Here is an 18,586-nt window from a genome sequence, read left to right as displayed (position 1 = left end):
TATGTAGTCTATTTGTTACAGCACCTTTGCTGTTTGTGAAGATAGTAAACTGTACCAACCTGCAACAGTTGGACGTTCTGCTAAATCTGCAAAAGTGATTTCTTTCCCTTCACGACGCCACTTCTCTACTAAACTCATAATTCTGACCGAATCAAGCCCTCTATTTAATAAGTCCTCATCAATATCAATACTCTCTACTGGCTCACGAAGTAGTTGTGCAACTAGTTCATGCACTTCCTGTATAGTGATTCCTTCACCCTCATCACCTTTTACACTTTGTAAATCTTTTAACAGTAGGTTTGTTGATGTCGTTACTGCACATCTATTAGATGCATACTCCAATGCTTGTTTATGATGCTCTAGTGAAAAATCAGCAACTGCATCTGCTACAAAGAACGGCTCTATACCATCCATAAATGCTTCACAAGCTGTTAAAAGACAGCCAATATGCGCATAAATACCGCAAATAATGAGTTGATCTCTTCCTTGTTCATTTAAAATTTCTAATAGATTTGTCTTTTTAAATGCACTATATCTCCATTTTGTTAGGAATATATCATCTTCATCAGGAGTAAGTTCATCAACAATTTTCTTTTTATCTGGTCCAGCAGGTATACCGTCACCCCAAAAGTCTTGTAATAAACCTCGTTGTTCTAACGTTTGCCCACCAGGTTGTGCTGTATAAACAACTGGTATACCAAGTTCCTTACATTTTTCTCTTATCATTTTAATATTTGAAACAAGTTCTACTTTTGGTGATTCTTTATCGCTATATGCATCAAGAAAATATTCTTGCATGTCATGAATTAAAAGTACTGCACGTTTCGGATCTGGTGTCCAATTCACTTTATTTTTCGGTAGTTCTGATTCAATTGGCATTTTATATACTGAAATAGATGGAATAGCCATCTAATCACTTCCTTCCGGTTTTTATTATTGTTTTACTGTAATAAGTTTTTCAGCAATGACTTTACGTAGTTCTTTTTTGCTGACTTTTCCGACTCCTGTTTGCGGAAATGATTCAATAAATTCAATTCGATCTGGAATTTTATAAGCCGCTATACCACGTTCTCTTAAAAACATTTTTAATTCACTTACTGCCGGAACTTGTCCGCGAGCTATAACAAAAGCACAGGTGCGTTCACCTAAATAATCGTCAGGCATAGATACAATTGCTACGTCATGGACCGCATCGTGTGCTAATAGATGATTTTCAACTTCTTCTGCAGCAACTTTCTCACCACCACGGTTAATTTGATCTTTATCTCTTCCTTCTACAATGATGTATCCTTGTTCATTTACTTTTACAAGATCACCTGTGCGATAAAATCCATCCTTTGTAAATGATCGTGCATTATGCTCTTCGGCTTTATAGTAACCACGAATTGTATATGGACCTCGTGTTAATAAACTACCTACTTCGCCCGGTTGTACATCGTTGTCATTTTCATCAACAACTCGTACTTCATCGAGTGCAGACATTGGTCTACCTTGTGTATGAATAATAATTTCTTCCGGATCGTCTAATCTTGTATAGTTCACTAATCCTTCCGCCATACCGAATACTTGCTGTAACGTACATCCAAATGTAGGGCGTATACGTCTTGCTACCTCAGCACTAAACTTAGCACCACCTACTTGAATAACCTCTAGGCTCGATAAATCGGTATTACGAGAAGATGCAGCATCAAGCCAAATCATTGCTAATGGCGGAACGAGCGCTGTAATTGTAACTTTTTCTTTTTCGATAAGAGCAAATGCCTCATCTGGACTACCACCAGTTGCCAATACCACTTTTCCACCCGCATAGAAAGTTCCAAATGTCCCTGGAGAACTCATTGGGTAATTGTGTGCTACTGGAAGAACTGCCATATAGACGCTTTCTGCATTCAAATTACAAATTTTAGCGCTAACACGTAAACTATAAATATAGTCATCATGTGTTCTAGGAATTAATTTAGAAAGACCTGTTGTGCCTCCTGATAATTGGAGAAACGCAACATCACTTGGCTGAACTTCTGGTAATGAGACGGGATCCATATACAGATCATTTATGTTCACAAACTCTTCTTCTTCTCCCACTACAATTACATGTTGTAAATTTGGCACTTTCTCTTTCACTTCTCTTGCTAGTTTTCGATAATCAAAACCGAGAGCCTTATCTGAAATAACGTAAGCGCTCGCCTCGCCAAAATCACAAAAATAACTAATTTCACTGCTTCGATGTGACGGCAGTGCAAAGACAGGAAGCGCTCCAATTCGAAATAGTGCAAAACATATTTCGAAAAACTCGATAATGTTAGGTAACTGGATTACAACTCTGTCCTCTTTCTTTATTCCTAAATTCAGTAAACCTGCTGCTAAACGATCTACCTTTTTATTAAGTTCACTATATGTTATATGCTTCTTACCACTTACAACCGCGATTTGATCTCCATATTTCTCAGCCCGCTCTCTTAACACTCCTCCAAATGTTTCACCAAGCCAACATCCTTCTTCTCGGTAACGATCGGCAAATTCTTTGGGCCATTCTGTATAACCTACTAGCATTCTTTCTTCCCCCTATTTTTCATTAAGTGAACTATCTCTTAACCCTAAAGCTTTTAGCATTGTTTGGAACTTAGCTGATGTTTCTGCTAACTCATCTTCTGGTTTTGACTCAGCAACAACTCCAGCTCCTGCATATAAACGCAGTGTATTTTCTTGTACTTCAGCACAACGAATTGTAACAATCCATTCTCCATCTCCATTTAAATCGCTCCATCCTAGCATTCCTGTAAAGAACTCGCGGTCAAATGGCTCAATATGCTGTATAGCCTCTCTTGCTTTTTCCATCGGAGTTCCGCAAACTGCTGGCGTAGGATGAAGGGCAATTGCTAATTGTAAAGAAGAAGTATTTGGATCCTTCAGTTCACCTTTCACTTCTGTAGACAAATGCCACATCGCTTCACTATGAATAACTGATGGCTTTTCTGGAACATGTAATGTATGACAATACGGACGAAGTGCAGCGGCAACCGCTTCCACTACTACCGCATGTTCATGTAAATCTTTTGGAGAAGAAAGTAATTCCTCTGCTCTTCTTTTATCTTCTACTGGGTCCTCACTACGTGGCCTTGAACCAGCTAACGGGTTAGAAATAACTTGCATACCATTACGTGAAACAAGTAATTCAGGACTTGCTCCAATTAGTGTCTTACTGTTCTCTTTTTCATCTTTCGGTAAATTCACAGCAAATGTATAACCATGCTTATTATGCTCTGCTAATTCTCGCAGAAGTTTTTGCTTATCAATCTTTTCCGAAGATTTAACATCTAACGATCTAGATAGAACGATTTTCTTTAAATCACCGTCCTGTATTTTTTTAATTCCTTGCTTCACACCATTCATATAAACTTCAGGGTCTGGCATTGGCGTCATTTCAAATGTTACGTTCTCATTTGTTTCAAGCTGATTTGTTGTATCCAATTGTAAACGCTCAGAAATCCTACTATATTCTGGTACGATAAGTTGGACTTCTTTTCTACGATCGAATGGCAAAGCACCCACAACGATAGGATTTGGATTTCCAGCTTGTTTCGCATTACTTAATGTCGCTTGAACAAGCTCTGGGAAAATTTCAATTTCACGATGTTTTACTGTAGTAAACTCTCCTTCTGCTAATATCGTTCGAGTTGGTGAAGCAAAAAAGAATGAAGATTCAGTCTTATAATCTTCTAAAAGTTTTTCTGACAATTCCTTTACAGCTATATGTTCATTCATAATATAATAACCTCCTGAATTTTGATTAAACTCCTAACGTAGCACCGCCATCGACACATAAATTGTGCATTGTAATATGACTTGCTCTATCTGAGGCTAAAAATAACACGGCTTCAGCAACTTCTGAAGGTTGTGCAATTTTTTGTAATGGAATTCCGAGTCTATATGTATTTTGAGAACCAGCAATTATATTTTTAGCTCCATTCTCATCAGCCCATAGTAATCTTTGCATCTCAGTTTCAGTAGAACCTGGAGAAACTAAGTTGCAGCGTATATTGTATGCCGCAAGCTCTAGTCCTAAACATTTCATAAACATCGTCGTTGCAGCCTTTGACGCAGCATACGCAGCCATCTCCATTCTCGGCGTATTTGCCGCATTTGAACCGACTGTAACAATTGCCCCTGATTTTCTTAACATCATATTTTTACTTACCGCTCGGGACATATTGAAAACCCCTGTAGTATTTACAGAGAATGTTTTATTCCAATCTTCATCACTTAACGAATGAATTGGTCCCATACGTAAAACCCCTGCAACATTTATTAAAATATCTATTGGCGCTATTTCATTTGCAATATGATTTACCATGTCTTCAACAGCAGCGCTATTACTCACATCTAAACGAAACGTTTTCATACGTGTTTTATTTAATTCATTTTGATTTAAGAGTACATTTAACCCCTCTTCATTTTGATCAACCGCAATAACTGTGGCTCCTCTTTCTAAAAACATTTTGGCAACAACACTGCCTATGCCTTGTGCTGCACCTGTTACTAAAACTGTTTGCCCATCAAATTCCCCTAAGTTCATTTTCTCTATCCTTTCACATAAACATTAATTTCATTAAGTAACATAAATGATATTGATTTTCATTATCAGTGATGTTGTAAAAAATAATACACTTACTAAACTAATTGGTCAAGTGCGCATTACTTTAAAATCCATTTTATTGATAATGTTTTTCATTTACTATCTTACACCGAAATGATAATGTTTCTCAATAAACTTGTCAATCTTTTTTTATTTTTCAGATAAAGTATTTTAATGCTTCTTAATAAAATCATACCTAAACGCATTAAATGTACTTATATTATAAATAAAATTCAAACTCCTCTTTTTAAAATTGAAGAAGATAAACTAGAGATACGTTCATTTACAATGCTTTATGAAAAACTCAAGTATATATTTTCTCAATATTTTTCTGAAAATATATCTTACAAATACTAATGAATGTCTTCTTTATCATTTAAGATTTAATATATATTTCGAATATGATGTATCAATTTATTATATTCCAAATGGGTATTCCACTCACTTTTACATCTATAAAAATCACAAAAGTAATTTAACCTTGTTAAAATAACTCATAAAAAAGCATCCTAATTAATAGAATAGGATGCTTTTTCGTAATCATAGTGTTATAGAAGATTTGTATACTTATGCTACGCTGCGATACTCTTCTTCTTGTTCTTTTTTCTGTTTAGGTGCTTGAATTAAAATTGCGATAATGAATGACACGACACATAATACACCGATCACCATGAACGTTGGTTTGAATCCACCTAGAAGTGCACCGATAAAGGAACCTGCAAGCGCCCCAAATCCAAATCCTTGATACACAATTCCGTAGTTCTTACTATGGTTTTTCATACCGAAGAAATCACCAACAATAGCTGGGAAAATAGTGATATTTCCACCAAAGCAAAACGCTACACTTGCTACACATACGAAGTAAATACCATAATTTAAATCTACAAAACTTAGAACTAAGACTGAACTCGCCATAACAACAAAAGTACCAGTAACGATTTTTAAACGCCCAATTTTATCCGATAACGGTCCTAAAATGATACGACCTAATGTATTGAAGATTGCAACCATAGCCACCGCATTAGCTGCTGTTGCTGCGCTAAGTCCTACAAGTTGAACACCAATGTCTTTTACCATACCAATTAAGTATAAGCCACTCATACATGATGTAAATAACATGATAAATAATAAGTATACTTGTTTTGTGCCTAACATTTCTTTCGTTGTGTATTCCTTAGTTTTTGTTTCATGAACTGCTCCTTGATCTGCAGCTTGATGGATTAAACAAGCACCAATTACAATCATAGCTGTAACAATTAAACCCCAGTATATAAATGCTTGCGATACACCAACTGATTCAATCAACTGTGCGTTAACGTATTTAAAGATTAAGCTACCTGAACCATATGCAGAGACAGAAATACCAGCAATTAAACCTTTACGCTCTGGAAACCACTTTATTAAATTTGATAGTGAAGTGATATATGCTGTACCATCTGCATAACCTACAACAACTCCCGCTAGTACATAAAGTAATATTAATGAGGACGCTTGTGAGCTAAGTATTAATCCTAGTCCTAATGCTAATCCAGCTATCATAATAAGTTTACGAAGTCCCCATTTTTCTTGCAATTTACTCGCAAATAAAGTTGAAAATGCTAAAGAAAGACTAGTAATTGAGAAAGTTATCGCAACAGCGTTAAGACTCCAACCGTATTTACTAACTAAGGGCTGATTGAATAAACTCCATGTATATATCGTCCCAAGCCCCATTTGTACTATAACTGTGCCAAGGACAACAAACCATGGATTAACAGTTGATTTTTTCATACCTTTCCGCCTCCTCTTTCTATTTCAATGCTATTCGCTAAATTTACTTTTTTTATGTTCATTTTGGTCACCTCTTTTGATTTGACACCTTCATTGTATAAGATGTTTTCGTTTATGTAAGCACTTACAAGACAGAGCGTCAAAAACGTAGAATCAGTTACAAAAAACGAAGGATGAAATACAAAAACTACTTATTAAATACGTAACACTTATTTAATAAGTAGTTTTTGTATAAGATCGATTTACATTTATTTTTGAACTCTTTTTTAAAAAGTGAAACAATAAAACCGTCTCTTTACTATTTATTAAAGAGACGGTTTTATTAGCTCAATTCATAAGCCTGACTTTTTTTATACGTTTATAATTGTTTCTTCAAATGTAACAATTGGCTCTACAAATTCCATCATAATGAAAGCATTTTTAATACGTCTTGTTAAAACTTCTTTTAATTCTGCACACATTTCTTCTGTAAGTGATTTTACAAATACAAAGTTGTGATAATAAATCACACTCTTCTCTTTACTTAATGGGTTTAAAAACATCCCCTCTTTTGTAACGAGAGCATTAGAATGCCCCGATAAAGTTGAAAGAAACGTCTCTAAAATTTTTATTTCTCTTTTTGAAAACGATTCTTCACAAACTACTTTAATATTCATTTCTGTTATCATTTATATATTCCCCCAACCATTTTTTCACAAGGGGATACTATAATACTATTAAATTTTCACAAGACTCCCCTTGTCGTTCATAAAATTCACCAGAAAACTAAGTTGACTAACTTGTTTTTTCCCTTTATTCATATAAATCTCTCCTTTCGTATATATTACTTCTCCATTTGTAATTGATTACCTTTTTATATTAAAGTTTTTCTATGTTTTTAATTGGAATTTTACCAATTAGAGATCTTATTAATAAACGTATATTTTTCTTATACTCCTGAAAAAAACTTTACTTATCTACTTTACGTTTTGTGCTACATAGTGTCTGTTTTTTGAATAATTTGTTTCTCTGCAGTATTTACATAGAAATATTGTTTCGCTAATGCTGAAAACAATTTACTTTGCTTATAATAAAGTGAAACTTTAATCAACCCTCACCAATCGGGCTTTTATGGGCAGCAGGGCCCCCACCTAACTTCTTTGCTTCCACTGAATTTTGAGGTGGGGGTCTTACTGCCCAGCAAATAGCGGGATAAACTTAAATAAAATATAACTTTTAACATAAGAGTACTTTATACTCTTCTATTAGAGAACAAATTTTTTCCCAATAAATAAAACTAAATATTCACTAATATATCTATCCGTGGTTTAATATATATAATAAAAAAATATTTCTGTCTTTAATGAGGAGGTACTATGAAAGCAAACGTAGGGGATACTATACTTTTTCAACGAAATAATTTAAAGATTACAGGATCTGTATTAAAACTTTATACTGAATCGGTCTTAGTTGAAATTACAAATGTAAGCGGTGGTACTTTTGAATTTGATCGAACAATTGTAAATCATAAAAACTATAAAGTTTTAAATACAAATACATAAAACAACACAAAATAGCCCCTGCTCAACAGCAGGGGCTATTTTATATAAAAATATTTCACTAGTTTATATACCCTAAAACATTAACAATCTTACTCGCTTTTAAATTGTTAATATGATAATAAATTTCTAAACCTCTTCTCTCTGCTCGTAACACTTTACCCTTCATTTTTGATAAATGTTGTGAAACAGTAGATTGCGGAATATTCAGTAACTCTGTTAATTGTGTTACATTACAAGTTTTTCTCGTACTTAATTCATTTACAATTTGCAGTCTGATTGGATGCGCCATAATTTTTAAAATATCTACATCTTCTTCTGAAACTAAAGTTTTTCTCATTTCACTCGTATATGTTGTCATAAGACATTCCCCTTTTATATGAATTCCATATTCATAAGATCTATTTCCAAATTTTTTAAAACCCTTGATTAAAACTTTCATATAGAAATAAAAGGATTTTAAATTTTTGAAAACAGAACTTACATTTACTTTATTTATTTATTTGGTACATATACATAATACAATGTTAATATGTGCTCTATGTGAAGTTCACATAAATTTGTGATGAAGATTTACTTAGCCACTCGCATCCTACTCATCTAATTACCCACTGCATAAAATCATCAGTTATTTTAACACATTTTAGGCGTTTGTATATACTATTTATAAAACAACTTTTATAAAGGGAGGATTCATATGCCTACAGCGTTACAAGAAGAAGTCGAAGAAGCACGGGAAACATATGTCAGTCGTATCATCTTAGTTGGAGGATCGACTTTATTTTTAGTAGGCGGGGTTATCTCAGCAATTTCAGCTTTTAAAGCTTATAATCGTTTGGAGAATACGCCGCCTTCTACAGATAATTCATAGATATTTTATAAAATAAAACGTCGCCTCCAATATGAAGAGACGACGTTTTATTATTCATACATATGACACTAAAAGTATCGGTAGATTCCCTACTCCATTTTTTAAGCTTACTTCACCACAAACCGCGTCTGACTACACCCATCCTTCTGCTTCGTTACTTCTAATACAGCCGGCATTGCGTTTTTCAGCTCTTGTACGTGTGAAATGACACCGATAAATCGACCTGATTTTTGTAAGTCAATTAAGGCGTCTACTGCTTTCGTTAATGATTCTTCATCTAATGAACCGAACCCTTCATCGATGAACATCGTTTCGATGGAAATACCACCTTCATATGCTTGAATGACATCTGCCATTCCTAGCGCTAGGCAAAGTGATGCATTAAATTTCTCTCCGCCGGATAATGTTTTTACATCGCGCGTTTGGCCAGTGTATGCATCGTACACATCTAAGCCTAATCCACTTTGACGATTTCTCTTTTCAACTCGTTCACTTCGTTTTAAATAAAATTGTCCGTTTGATAATTTACGTAATCGTTCGTTTGCAATTTGAACAATTTGTTCTAAATACTCAATTAAGATGTAACGTTCAAATGATATACGGCTCTCGTTATCACCTTTCATTACTTCATATAAGTCAACAAGTTCTTGGAAGGCTTTTTCTTCCTCATGAATTTGCTCATCAATACGTCTAATGTTTTCATGTAAATCAGAAATATATGTTACCGCATTTTGCGCACGTTGACGTTTTTCTTTAATGATATCGAGATTAATTTGTAATTCTGTTATGTGTTCACCTAACGCTGTAATATCCATATACTCTTTATCTTTTAATTCAGCTTGTAACTCTTCAATTTGTTTTGCAAGCACTTCAAGCGATGAATAATAACCTTGAATTTCTTTTTGTAACATTTCCATCTCGTGATCGCTTAATTTGGCTTCTTTATACGTGAATTCGTCTGTAAACCCGCTTTGTTCTAGCTCTTTCATAAAGCGTGCGAAAGTCTCTTCTTTCTTTAATTTTGCACTTTCAAATTGATTAGAAGCACCTTTTTGTTCTGCTTGAATACGTATATTTTCATTTTGCCAATGCTGATACGCTTCCTGCACTTTCTTCCATTCGTCCTCCATTAACCTAAGTTCCTGCATAGCTTGGTCAAACTGTGCTTTCCAGGCTTGTACTGTTTGTAAGTTTTCTGGAATATTTCGTTTATCATGTTCATATGACGTACGAAGTTGCATACACTCCATTTCTGTACGGTGCTGCATTGTTTCCACTTCTCGTTTTTGTTTCTGAAGTTCTTCTATTTTTTCTTCTACGCTTTTCATGTTCGCAGCAATCTGCTTACGTGTTTCTTCACTTGCTTTTAACGTATTAACGTCTGCAGCTAATTGTTTTCCTTTTTGAACAAGTGCACTATATGTTTCAGCTAATTTTTCCGAGTTGTAGCCGCGCTTCACAACTTCTTCTATCACTTGTTCATATTGTAGTCGATAGAAATTCCATTTCTCCTCTACTTGCACATGTAATTTTTCAGCAATGTTCTTCTTATCTCTTAAATCGTTTAACTCTTTTTCATCGATCGCATTACTTTGCTCTGTAGCTTTTTGCGGATGATTCGTACTACCACATACCGGACAAGATTCACCGTCATGTAAATGAAGAGCTAATATACCAGCTTGTTCACTTAACCAGCGGCGCTCCATGTTTTCATATGCACGAACTGCCACTTGCATTTTATTATTTGCCGCTTCTTTTTCTTGCTCGAATTTTTGTTTTTCTTGCCAAACATCATATGCTTGCTTTAAAACTTTTGCATCTTCTCGCATATTCGTTAGTTCTTCTACTTTAGCTACATATTGCTCAAGTGCTTGTTCTAATTGCTGCAATTCATCAGACATTCTCTGCTTTTTGTTTGTATGCTCTTCTAGTTGTTGATCTAACTTTTGCATACTTTCTTTTAATTTCCCTATTTGGATTTCGGTATTTTGTAAATTCAGCTTTCTCTCAGCTAATGATTCAATAATCGCTTGTAACTCTTCTAATCTTTGAACAAGTTTTTTAGCCTCTTCTCGCTCAGCTTCTTTATTCTTTACTACTTCATACTTCTCCTGAGCAAGTTCAAAGCTATTCATTATCTGTTCTTGTTTGACGCTTATCTGTTTTAACAAACTTTCAGCTTTCTGCTCATTTTCCATCGCTTCTTCATACCATTGTTCAAATGGTAATAAGCGCTTTGCTTGTTCCGCACGTTTAAAGGATTTTTCTTTCCTTTCAATTGCTGCACGGTTCTCTTGTAAAGTGTTATATTTCTCATTCTTTTGTTGTAAATCTATAAATTTCTCATTTACAGATTTTGCTGCATGAAAACGTGTTTCTGCATCCTTTAATTGCTTCGTTTGAACATCTTGTTCTACTTGTAATTGCTCAACCTCTGCCTTATACACGGTTGTTTCTTGTTCTAACGCTTCTACTACTTGATGCGTATTTACATGTTCTTGTGCCACTAATGTCTCTAATAATGCTCCATCACGGATTGGTAATTTAAAAACATTACGGAAATAGAGCTCTCTCTCTTTTTGTTTTTCTTGCAAGACATCTTTCCATTGTTTTCTCTTTTGATCAAGTAACTCACGCATTAATTTATAACGATCCGTTTTAAAAATACGACGTAAAATCTCTTCTTTGTTTTCCGTCTCAGATGTTAATAGTTTTCGGAATTCCCCTTGGGGTAACATAACAATTTGGCTAAATTGATGTTTACTTAACCCAATTAAATCTTCCACTTTTTTGTTTACGTCTGTTACATGAAAACGATCGACGGCTGGAACGTTTTCTCCATCAATAACTTCATATAATTCTACTGCATGTCCTGTAATGGTCTTATTCCCTTGTTTTTTATGTCCAAGTTGTCGTTTTATTTCATAGCGTTTCCCTTTTAACTGAAAGGTTAATTCAACACTTGTATAAACATTATCATCAGCAAATTGACTTCGAAGCATGCTCGTATCACTACGTTCTTCTCCACTAGCCTCACCATATAACACATAACAAATCGCATCAAAAATCGTTGTTTTTCCAGCTCCCGTATTCCCAGAAATAGCGAAAATACGATGTTCTCCAAGATCTTCAAAATCGATTACTTCTTTCTGTTTATATGGCCCGAATGCTGTCATAATAAGCTGAATCGGTCTCATCCTCGTTCACCTTCCCGTTCTTGCACTGTTTGTAATACATCTATAAATAGGCGTTCTTTCTCTTCTGATAAATCTAACCCTTTCATTTCTTTATAGAAAGCCTTTAAAAGAGATAAATCATCCGTTTTATGTCTTGAAACCGTTACTTCATTTGTATCTGTGAGTTCTCGCCTTTGCATCGCTCTTTCAACGTGCATTGCATTTGGATATACAGATCGTATTTTCTCCATTGGCTGTAAGACAGGGTTTTCGTCTAATAATCTTACAAATACGTAATCTTCACTTACTGGGTGCTGTAATAATTCATCTATTTTCGCTTCTACTGTTCGCATTTTACGACGTGGTGAAAGTAACCTTTTTTCAATTGCTACTTCACCAGTTTCATTCAGTTCTACAATGTAATAACCTTTTTTATGTTTCTCTTCAGAAATTGAATAGGCAAGTGGTGAACCTGAATATCTAATGGTCTCATTACGTACGAAATGCGCTTGATGTAAATGTCCAAGCGCTGTGTAATGAAACTTATCAAAATAATGACTATTTACATATTCAGCACCACCAATTGAAAGTGGTCGTTCTGCATCACTTGTATTCTCCTCCGCTTCTCCTGAAGAAGTTACAAATGCATGTCCAACAAATACATGTCTAGCTTCTTTATCCATCGTTTCAGAGAGCTCATTCATAAAAATGCGCATCGCATCATCATGAGAACGTACGTCTTCATTTTTCAACACGTGTCTAACTATACTTGGGTCTGCATACGGTATTAGATGGAAGTGAACCTCTCCATATTCATCATTTAGTACAACAGGTTCGTACGGGAATTGAAATTGACCTGCAATATGTAATCCTTGTTTTTTCATTAAACTACTTCCAAAATGGATACGATCCGGACTATCATGATTACCAGCTACTGCAATAACTGGTGTTTGTAAATCAATAACTATTTTTTGCAGCACATCATTTAATAAGTCTACTGCTTCTGTAGGTGGAATTGCTCGGTCATATAAATCCCCTGCAATAATTACAGCATCTGGTTTTTCTTCTTCAACAGCCTGTACAAACTGATCTAATACAATCTTTTGGTCTTCAGTCATATACACGCCATGAACAAGCTTTCCTAAATGCCAATCCGCTGTATGAAATAACTTCATATTTTTCTACTCCTTTTAATTTACTGATTTTAGTGAAACGAGTTGATAGTTTATTGTAGTTTTTCCGTTCTCCCACTCTAGTTTCAATATCGTTGCACTTCCAATTCTTTCTTCATTTGATTTATATAAAGGCAATATTTCTTTAATTGTAAATAAGTGGTAACCATCCAATATTAATTGAAATATATTTTCTTCAATATGTAATCTTACTTCTTTTTCATTTGAAATAATTTTTGTGTGCATCTCAAATTTCATGATAGATACAACCCCTTTTTATAATCTCTACATTTTAATAGTATAGTGGCTATGCAAGATTGACAAGTACATACACAGCAAAGTACACACTTTTCTATTGTTATATGCTTTATGTATTTTATATAAAATACGGTATGTGAAATTTTACATTTCCCCCAAAATAAAAATGCCTATTGTGACATCTTTATTTTTGTATAAAGTCTTTCATTACATAATATAAAACGGTAATTAAGACGATTGCGACGAAAAATGAGAACACTGCGACAATGTAGCCATCTTTATTTAATAAAATACAGAATGAAATAGATATTATAAAAATCGGAAATACGAGACGTACTTTATCCTTCACTTCTTCTGTCGTATCTGTATGATGAAAATACTGCGTTATTCCTATCATTAAAAAAGACAAAATAATAACCGACAATAGTAAAGGTCCTGGCATTCCGATTTCTCCTTTCTCTATTTCTAATTCAATGTAAAATTTTTTATTACAATTGTACGATTTATTTTTTCTTCAAACACACTTTTAGAATTGATAATGAACATTTCACACCTATATAATAGCGCTTTTATCATTATAACTTCAAATAATTACACTTACAGTAATGTTGTAATATTCCCCCTCAGTCTCTGAAATCCTGCAAAGATAACTCGTCAAAATATGCAGTGACCAAATTAATATTTACCGTCAACTTTTGACAAAATTTATAAAGGACATTTCAGTACATATCAAGAATTAAGAATAAGAAGATATGTAAGGGAGGATGCATTATGACTGAACAAGTTTTATTTTCTGTTAGTGAAAACGGCGTTGCGACAATTACTTTAAACCGTCCAAAAGCACTTAATTCTTTATCTTATGACATGTTACAACCTATCGGACAAAAACTTAAAGAGTGGGAACACGATGAGCGTATTGCACTTATCGTGTTAAAAGGAGCTGGCACAAAAGGTTTTTGTGCAGGTGGCGACATTAAAACTCTTTATGAAGCGCGTTCCAATGAAGTGGCATTGCAACATGCAGAACGTTTTTTTGAAGAAGAGTATGAAATTGATACATATATTTATCAATATACAAAACCGATTATTGCTTGTTTAGATGGAATTGTAATGGGCGGTGGTGTCGGTCTTACAAATGGTGCGAAGTATCGCATTGTAACTGAGCGTACGAAATGGGCAATGCCAGAGATGAATATCGGCTTCTTCCCAGACGTCGGAGCTGCATATTTCTTAAATAAAGCGCCTGGATATACAGGACGATTCGTTGCTTTAACAGCATCTATTTTAAAAGCTTCTGACGTATTATTTATTAATGCTGCAGATTACTTTATGACATCTGATTCATTACCAGAGTTTCTTACTGAACTTGAAAGTGTAAATTGGCATAAAGAAGATGATGTACATACTAATTTAAAAGAAGTTATTCGTACATTTGCAACTGCTCCAAACTTAGAAAGCGAGCTCGCTCCTTCATTAGAAGTAATCAATTCACATTTTGCTTTCGATACAATTGAAGAAATCATCCATTCATTGGAGAAAGATGAAAGTTCCTTTGCTCTAAAAACGAAAGAAACACTGTTATCAAAATCCCCTATTTCACTAAAAGTAACATTAAAACAGTTTATTGATGGACAAGATAAATCCGTTGAAGAATGTTTCGCTACGGACCTTATACTTGCTAAAAACTTCATGAGACATGAAGATTTCTTCGAAGGAGTACGCTCCGTTGTCGTTGATAAAGATCAAAATCCGAATTATAAATATAAACAGTTAAGTGACGTTTCAGAAGAAGATGTGAATCGTTTCTTTAACTTACTTAATGCATAAAATGAAATTGTCATGAGGGGATATTTTGTTCATCCCCCACCTAACTTCTTTGCTTCAGCTAAATCTTGTGCGGTGAAAATCTTACTACCCGCAAATAGCGGTATAAAATCGAGGCTATATAGTAGTGTAATTACAGCTACTATATAGCCTTTTTATTTAATTATTTTTAATAAAATTTAATTTTATTAAATCCATTTTTGTGCTACACTGATTTTAATCAAATATTCTAAAAATAAAAAGGAGGGGCGGCTATGATAGAAAATTATCTTCTTTTCATCATTATGTCTATTTGCCTTATCATTTTACCTGGTCCAGATACAGCAATGGCTACGAAAAATACATTGGTTGCTGGTAAAGTCGGTGGAGTGAAAACAGTGTTTGGTACATGTATTGCACTATTAATTCATACTTTAGCTGCTGTAATTGGTCTTTCTGCACTTATTGTAAAGTCAGCTCTTTTATTTTCTATTTTCAAGTACGTTGGGGCTCTCTATTTAATATATATCGGTATTAAAGCCCTTTTAGCAGTAAGAAACAAAGAAAACTTAGATACAAATGATCTATCTTTGAATAATGAAAACGAACATACTTCTTGCTTTCGCCAAGGATTTCTTACAAATTTATTAAATCCTAAAGTAGCAGTCTTCTTTTTAACTTTTTTACCACAATTTTTAAATCCAAATCATAATACATTTATTCAACTTCTTGTAATGGGCCTTACTTACCTCGTTTTAACAGTCATTTGGTTTGCATTTTATATATTTTTAATTGATAAAATTAGTGCTTTTATGAAAAAACCGAAGACGCAACGTTATATTCAAGGGCTAACAGGAGTCGTCCTAATTGGATTTGGTATTAAACTAGCTTTTGAAAAAAATAATTAACAAGACGAAAACCACCACTATTAATAGTGGTGGTTTTCATCTAATAACTGATTTGGTTGTTTACTCTATATTAAAACCAGCGCTCAGTTACAACTTTTTTACGTGTATAGAATTGAACGCCATCTGTACCATTTGTACCTAAATCACCAAAGAATGAAGCTTTATTTCCTGCAAATGCGAAGAATGCCATTGGTGCTGGAACGTTTACGTTTACACCAATCATACCAGCATCGATATTATCACGGAATGTTTGTGCATGTTTACCATTTGACGTATAAATAACCGCACCATTTGCAAATTTAGATTGATTTGTTAGTTTAATACCTTCTTCTAAATCTTTAACACGTACAATACTTAATACTGGAGCAAAAATTTCATCTTGCCAAATTTTCATTTCTTGATTCACGCCATCAAAGATTGTCGCACCTACAAAGTAACCTTCTCCAACTTCTTCATTAATTTTACGGCCATCTACTAATAAAGTTGCCCCATCTGCTACACCGCTATTAATATAGCCTAAAACGCGCTCTTTATGAGATTCACGGATTAATGGTCCAACATAGTTATCTTCGTTAAAGCCATCGCCTACTTTTAATTTTTTCGTTTCTGCTACTAATACATCAATAAATTCATCAGCAATTTCATCCACTACTGCTACTACTGAGCATGCCATGCAGCGCTCTCCACTACTTGCAAATGCAGATCCAATTACACCTTGTACTGTTTTCTCAAGATTGCAATCTGGCATTACAATCGCATGGTTTTTCGCACCTGCTAATGCTTGTACACGTTTTCCGTGTTTCGTACCTGTTTCATATACGTAACGAGCTACCGGCTCAGAGCCAACGAACGAAACAGCCTGAATATCTTTATTTTCTAAAATGCTATTTACAACATCTTTTCCGCCTTGCACTAAATTTAATACGCCTTTTGGGAAACCTGCTTCATAGAATAATTCTACAAGTCGCTCCGCTAAAAGTGGCGTTCTTTCAGATGTTTTTAATACGAATGTATTACCGCAAGCAATTGCAAGTGGGAACATCCATAACGGAATCATCATCGGGAAGTTAAACGGTGTAATACCAGCAACAACTCCGATTGGGTAGCGCCAAATCGATCCATCAATTCCGCTAGCGATATTCGGAAGTGCTTGACCCATCATTAAATTTGGCGTAGATGTTGCAAGTTCTACCGCTTCAATACCACGCTGTACTTCACCTGTTGCATCCGTTAGCGTCTTACCATTTTCTAGCGTAATGATTTTTGCAAGCTCATCTTTGTTTTCTTGTAATAGCTGTAAATATTTATATAAATTTCTTGAACGATTTGGAACTGGTACTTTAGACCATGTTTCGAATGCTGCTTTTGCCGCTTCAACAGCTTTTTCAACATCTTCTTTTGGAGATAGTGGAACGTAAGCGATAATTTTTCCAGTCGCTGGATTTGGAACTGCTTCTACTTCCGTACCTGTCGATTCAACCCACTCACCGTTAATGTGATTTTTTACTCGTTTAATTTCAGTTGTAATCATTGTATTCTCTCCTTTGTATAATTTATTTTTGATTAGAAATTAATTGCTCGCTAACTTTCTTATATAAAGCAGCCATATCGTTTTCACCATATCCAGCTTGACTCGCTTCGTCATATACGTTTAATAACATTTCGCTTACCGGTAAATGGAGTTCGCTTTCCTTAGCTAAGTCAACTGCAAATCCTAAATCTTTCTTCAATAAGTTCACAGTAAATCCTGGCTCGTAGTTTTCAGGTGCTATAAAACTTTTATAATTACGTTCATAAATTCTACTTTGACCGTAACTTACATTTAAAATATCAAACATTTTATCTAAATCCATATTATTCTTTTTCGCTAATGTTAAAGCTTCACTCACACCAGCTGTATAAAAACCAATTAATAAGTTATTAATTAACTTAACAGTTGTACCACTATCAATCTGCTCACTAACGTGGAAAATGTTCGCGCCTAGTACGCCCATGATAGATTCCGTTTTCTCATATACGTCTTTTGATCCACCAACCATAAACGTTAATGTACGGTTTTCGGCTCCTATTACACCACCGCTCACAGGTGCTGCTAAAAAGTCTACTTTCTTTTCCTTTGCAGCTTCCTCTAACTGTTTGTTTAACTGCGGCGATACCGTACTTGTATCAATGAAAACTACATTCGAGTGACCATTTTCAAATAATCCTTCTGCTCCAAAATATACCGCTTCAACAGCGCGAGGTGAAGGTAAACTTGTAAAAACTACATCACATGTTTCTGCTAGTTTTGAGATTGATAGACCGATAATTCCGCCTTCTTTTTCAAAGGACGCTTCCGCCTCTTTATTTAAGTCCACGCCATATACTGTGTAACCTGATTTAACTAGATTTTTTGACATTGGAAGGCCCATGTTACCTAAACCGATAAAACCAATCTTTTTCATATCGCTTTCCTCC

Annotated in this window: 17 protein-coding genes; 4 read left to right on the top strand and 13 right to left on the bottom strand. The window is 34.6% G+C overall.

The window, feature by feature from the left end; all coding sequences use genetic code 11:
- Positions 1–15 precede the first annotated feature (15 nt).
- The 6 genes from C3Y97_RS11265 to C3Y97_RS11235 all read right to left on the bottom strand — a co-directional run bounded on the left by C3Y97_RS11265 (position 16) and on the right by C3Y97_RS11235 (position 7,071).
- Complete coding sequence (locus tag C3Y97_RS11265) at positions 16–909, bottom strand: isochorismatase family protein (RefSeq protein WP_136363368.1); 894 nt, start codon at positions 907–909, stop codon at positions 16–18.
- 24 nt (positions 910–933) lie between these two features.
- Positions 934–2,550: a (2,3-dihydroxybenzoyl)adenylate synthase gene (locus C3Y97_RS11260; protein WP_000960125.1), complete on the bottom strand. Its 1,617-nt coding sequence runs from the start codon at positions 2,548–2,550 to the stop codon at positions 934–936.
- A 12-nt stretch (positions 2,551–2,562) separates the two neighbouring features.
- Positions 2,563–3,762, bottom strand: a complete 1,200-nt coding sequence (gene dhbC / locus C3Y97_RS11255; protein ID WP_136363366.1) for an isochorismate synthase DhbC — start codon at positions 3,760–3,762, stop codon at positions 2,563–2,565.
- A 25-nt stretch (positions 3,763–3,787) separates the two neighbouring features.
- On the bottom strand, positions 3,788–4,573 hold the full coding sequence (dhbA, locus tag C3Y97_RS11250; protein ID WP_001048437.1) for a 2,3-dihydro-2,3-dihydroxybenzoate dehydrogenase: 786 nt from the start codon (positions 4,571–4,573) through the stop codon (positions 3,788–3,790).
- Positions 4,574–5,200: 627 nt separating this feature from the next.
- Positions 5,201–6,403, bottom strand: a complete 1,203-nt coding sequence (locus C3Y97_RS11240; protein WP_000750111.1) for an L-lactate MFS transporter — start codon at positions 6,401–6,403, stop codon at positions 5,201–5,203.
- Between the two features lie 350 nt (positions 6,404–6,753).
- The gene (locus C3Y97_RS11235) at positions 6,754–7,071 is read right to left on the bottom strand and encodes a hypothetical protein (protein ID WP_000627302.1); all 318 of its coding nucleotides are present in this window, start codon (positions 7,069–7,071) and stop codon (positions 6,754–6,756) included.
- Between the two features lie 687 nt (positions 7,072–7,758).
- Between C3Y97_RS11235 and C3Y97_RS11230 the strand changes: the two genes are divergently transcribed.
- On the top strand, positions 7,759–7,944 hold the full coding sequence (locus C3Y97_RS11230) for a YkvS family protein (RefSeq protein WP_000646793.1): 186 nt from the start codon (positions 7,759–7,761) through the stop codon (positions 7,942–7,944).
- Positions 7,945–8,002: 58 nt separating this feature from the next.
- On the opposite strand, the gene C3Y97_RS11225 is transcribed toward C3Y97_RS11230, so the two are convergent.
- Positions 8,003–8,302, bottom strand: coding sequence for an ArsR/SmtB family transcription factor (locus C3Y97_RS11225; RefSeq protein ID WP_000214801.1), 300 nt, complete (start codon positions 8,300–8,302; stop codon positions 8,003–8,005).
- A 336-nt stretch (positions 8,303–8,638) separates the two neighbouring features.
- Here C3Y97_RS11225 and C3Y97_RS27820 point away from each other — a divergent pair, with 336 nt between their 5' ends.
- The gene (locus C3Y97_RS27820) at positions 8,639–8,812 is read left to right on the top strand and encodes a hypothetical protein (protein WP_001141668.1); all 174 of its coding nucleotides are present in this window, start codon (positions 8,639–8,641) and stop codon (positions 8,810–8,812) included.
- Between the two features lie 107 nt (positions 8,813–8,919).
- Here C3Y97_RS27820 and C3Y97_RS11220 read toward each other — a convergent pair whose 3' ends face one another.
- The 4 genes from C3Y97_RS11220 to C3Y97_RS11205 form a co-directional block, all read right to left on the bottom strand.
- Positions 8,920–12,009 (bottom strand): AAA family ATPase, encoded by a 3,090-nt coding sequence (locus C3Y97_RS11220; RefSeq protein WP_001247465.1) that lies wholly within the window; start codon positions 12,007–12,009, stop codon positions 8,920–8,922.
- The gene (locus C3Y97_RS11215; protein ID WP_000765152.1) at positions 12,006–13,163 is read right to left on the bottom strand and encodes an exonuclease SbcCD subunit D; all 1,158 of its coding nucleotides are present in this window, start codon (positions 13,161–13,163) and stop codon (positions 12,006–12,008) included. Before C3Y97_RS11215 ends, C3Y97_RS11220 begins: the two co-directional genes overlap by 4 nt.
- Before the next feature lie 15 nt (positions 13,164–13,178).
- A complete protein-coding gene (locus tag C3Y97_RS11210; RefSeq protein ID WP_000667342.1) occupies positions 13,179–13,418 on the bottom strand; it encodes a DUF2584 family protein in 240 nt (79 codons plus the stop codon).
- 184 nt (positions 13,419–13,602) lie between these two features.
- Complete coding sequence (locus tag C3Y97_RS11205) at positions 13,603–13,860, bottom strand: hypothetical protein (RefSeq protein ID WP_001119404.1); 258 nt, start codon at positions 13,858–13,860, stop codon at positions 13,603–13,605.
- A 329-nt stretch (positions 13,861–14,189) separates the two neighbouring features.
- On the opposite strand from C3Y97_RS11205, the gene C3Y97_RS11200 reads away from it, so the two are divergent.
- On the top strand, positions 14,190–15,245 hold the full coding sequence (locus C3Y97_RS11200) for an enoyl-CoA hydratase/isomerase family protein (protein ID WP_000139777.1): 1,056 nt from the start codon (positions 14,190–14,192) through the stop codon (positions 15,243–15,245).
- A 251-nt stretch (positions 15,246–15,496) separates the two neighbouring features.
- On the top strand, positions 15,497–16,129 hold the full coding sequence (locus tag C3Y97_RS11195; protein ID WP_000572360.1) for a LysE family translocator: 633 nt from the start codon (positions 15,497–15,499) through the stop codon (positions 16,127–16,129).
- 70 nt (positions 16,130–16,199) lie between these two features.
- On the opposite strand, the gene C3Y97_RS11190 is transcribed toward C3Y97_RS11195, so the two are convergent.
- Together C3Y97_RS11190 and C3Y97_RS11185 are read right to left on the bottom strand one after the other, a co-directional pair.
- Positions 16,200–17,660 carry a CoA-acylating methylmalonate-semialdehyde dehydrogenase gene (locus C3Y97_RS11190; RefSeq protein WP_000633344.1) on the bottom strand — a complete coding sequence of 487 codons (1,461 nt, stop codon included), beginning with the start codon at positions 17,658–17,660 and terminating at the stop codon, positions 16,200–16,202.
- Positions 17,661–17,682: 22 nt separating this feature from the next.
- Positions 17,683–18,573: an NAD(P)-dependent oxidoreductase gene (locus C3Y97_RS11185; RefSeq protein ID WP_000719409.1), complete on the bottom strand. Its 891-nt coding sequence runs from the start codon at positions 18,571–18,573 to the stop codon at positions 17,683–17,685.
- Positions 18,574–18,586 lie beyond the last annotated feature (13 nt).

Origin of the sequence: Bacillus sp. DU-106, from assembly GCF_004799705.1 — a bacterium.
GTDB classification, from domain to species: Bacteria; Bacillota; Bacilli; order Bacillales; family Bacillaceae_G; genus Bacillus_A; species Bacillus_A cereus.
Note: the sequence above shows the minus strand (reverse complement) of the source record. Positions and strands in the feature narration are given on the sequence as shown.

Excerpts from the sequence above, each read along its gene's own strand:
- C3Y97_RS11265 (WP_136363368.1), bottom strand. The coding sequence starts at position 909 with ATGGCTATTCCATCTATTTCAGTATATAAAATGCCAATTGAATCAGAA.
- C3Y97_RS11260 (WP_000960125.1), bottom strand. The coding sequence starts at position 2,550 with ATGCTAGTAGGTTATACAGAATGGCCCAAAGAATTTGCCGATCGTTAC.
- dhbC (WP_136363366.1), bottom strand. The coding sequence starts at position 3,762 with ATGAATGAACATATAGCTGTAAAGGAATTGTCAGAAAAACTTTTAGAA.
- dhbA (WP_001048437.1), bottom strand. The coding sequence starts at position 4,573 with ATGAACTTAGGGGAATTTGATGGGCAAACAGTTTTAGTAACAGGTGCA.
- C3Y97_RS11240 (WP_000750111.1), bottom strand. The coding sequence starts at position 6,403 with ATGAAAAAATCAACTGTTAATCCATGGTTTGTTGTCCTTGGCACAGTT.
- C3Y97_RS11235 (WP_000627302.1), bottom strand. The coding sequence starts at position 7,071 with ATGATAACAGAAATGAATATTAAAGTAGTTTGTGAAGAATCGTTTTCA.
- C3Y97_RS11230 (WP_000646793.1), top strand. The coding sequence starts at position 7,759 with ATGAAAGCAAACGTAGGGGATACTATACTTTTTCAACGAAATAATTTA.
- C3Y97_RS11225 (WP_000214801.1), bottom strand. The coding sequence starts at position 8,302 with ATGACAACATATACGAGTGAAATGAGAAAAACTTTAGTTTCAGAAGAA.
- C3Y97_RS27820 (WP_001141668.1), top strand. The coding sequence starts at position 8,639 with ATGCCTACAGCGTTACAAGAAGAAGTCGAAGAAGCACGGGAAACATAT.
- C3Y97_RS11220 (WP_001247465.1), bottom strand. The coding sequence starts at position 12,009 with ATGAGACCGATTCAGCTTATTATGACAGCATTCGGGCCATATAAACAG.
- C3Y97_RS11215 (WP_000765152.1), bottom strand. The coding sequence starts at position 13,163 with ATGAAGTTATTTCATACAGCGGATTGGCATTTAGGAAAGCTTGTTCAT.
- C3Y97_RS11210 (WP_000667342.1), bottom strand. The coding sequence starts at position 13,418 with ATGAAATTTGAGATGCACACAAAAATTATTTCAAATGAAAAAGAAGTA.
- C3Y97_RS11205 (WP_001119404.1), bottom strand. The coding sequence starts at position 13,860 with ATGCCAGGACCTTTACTATTGTCGGTTATTATTTTGTCTTTTTTAATG.
- C3Y97_RS11200 (WP_000139777.1), top strand. The coding sequence starts at position 14,190 with ATGACTGAACAAGTTTTATTTTCTGTTAGTGAAAACGGCGTTGCGACA.
- C3Y97_RS11195 (WP_000572360.1), top strand. The coding sequence starts at position 15,497 with ATGATAGAAAATTATCTTCTTTTCATCATTATGTCTATTTGCCTTATC.
- C3Y97_RS11190 (WP_000633344.1), bottom strand. The coding sequence starts at position 17,660 with ATGATTACAACTGAAATTAAACGAGTAAAAAATCACATTAACGGTGAG.
- C3Y97_RS11185 (WP_000719409.1), bottom strand. The coding sequence starts at position 18,573 with ATGAAAAAGATTGGTTTTATCGGTTTAGGTAACATGGGCCTTCCAATG.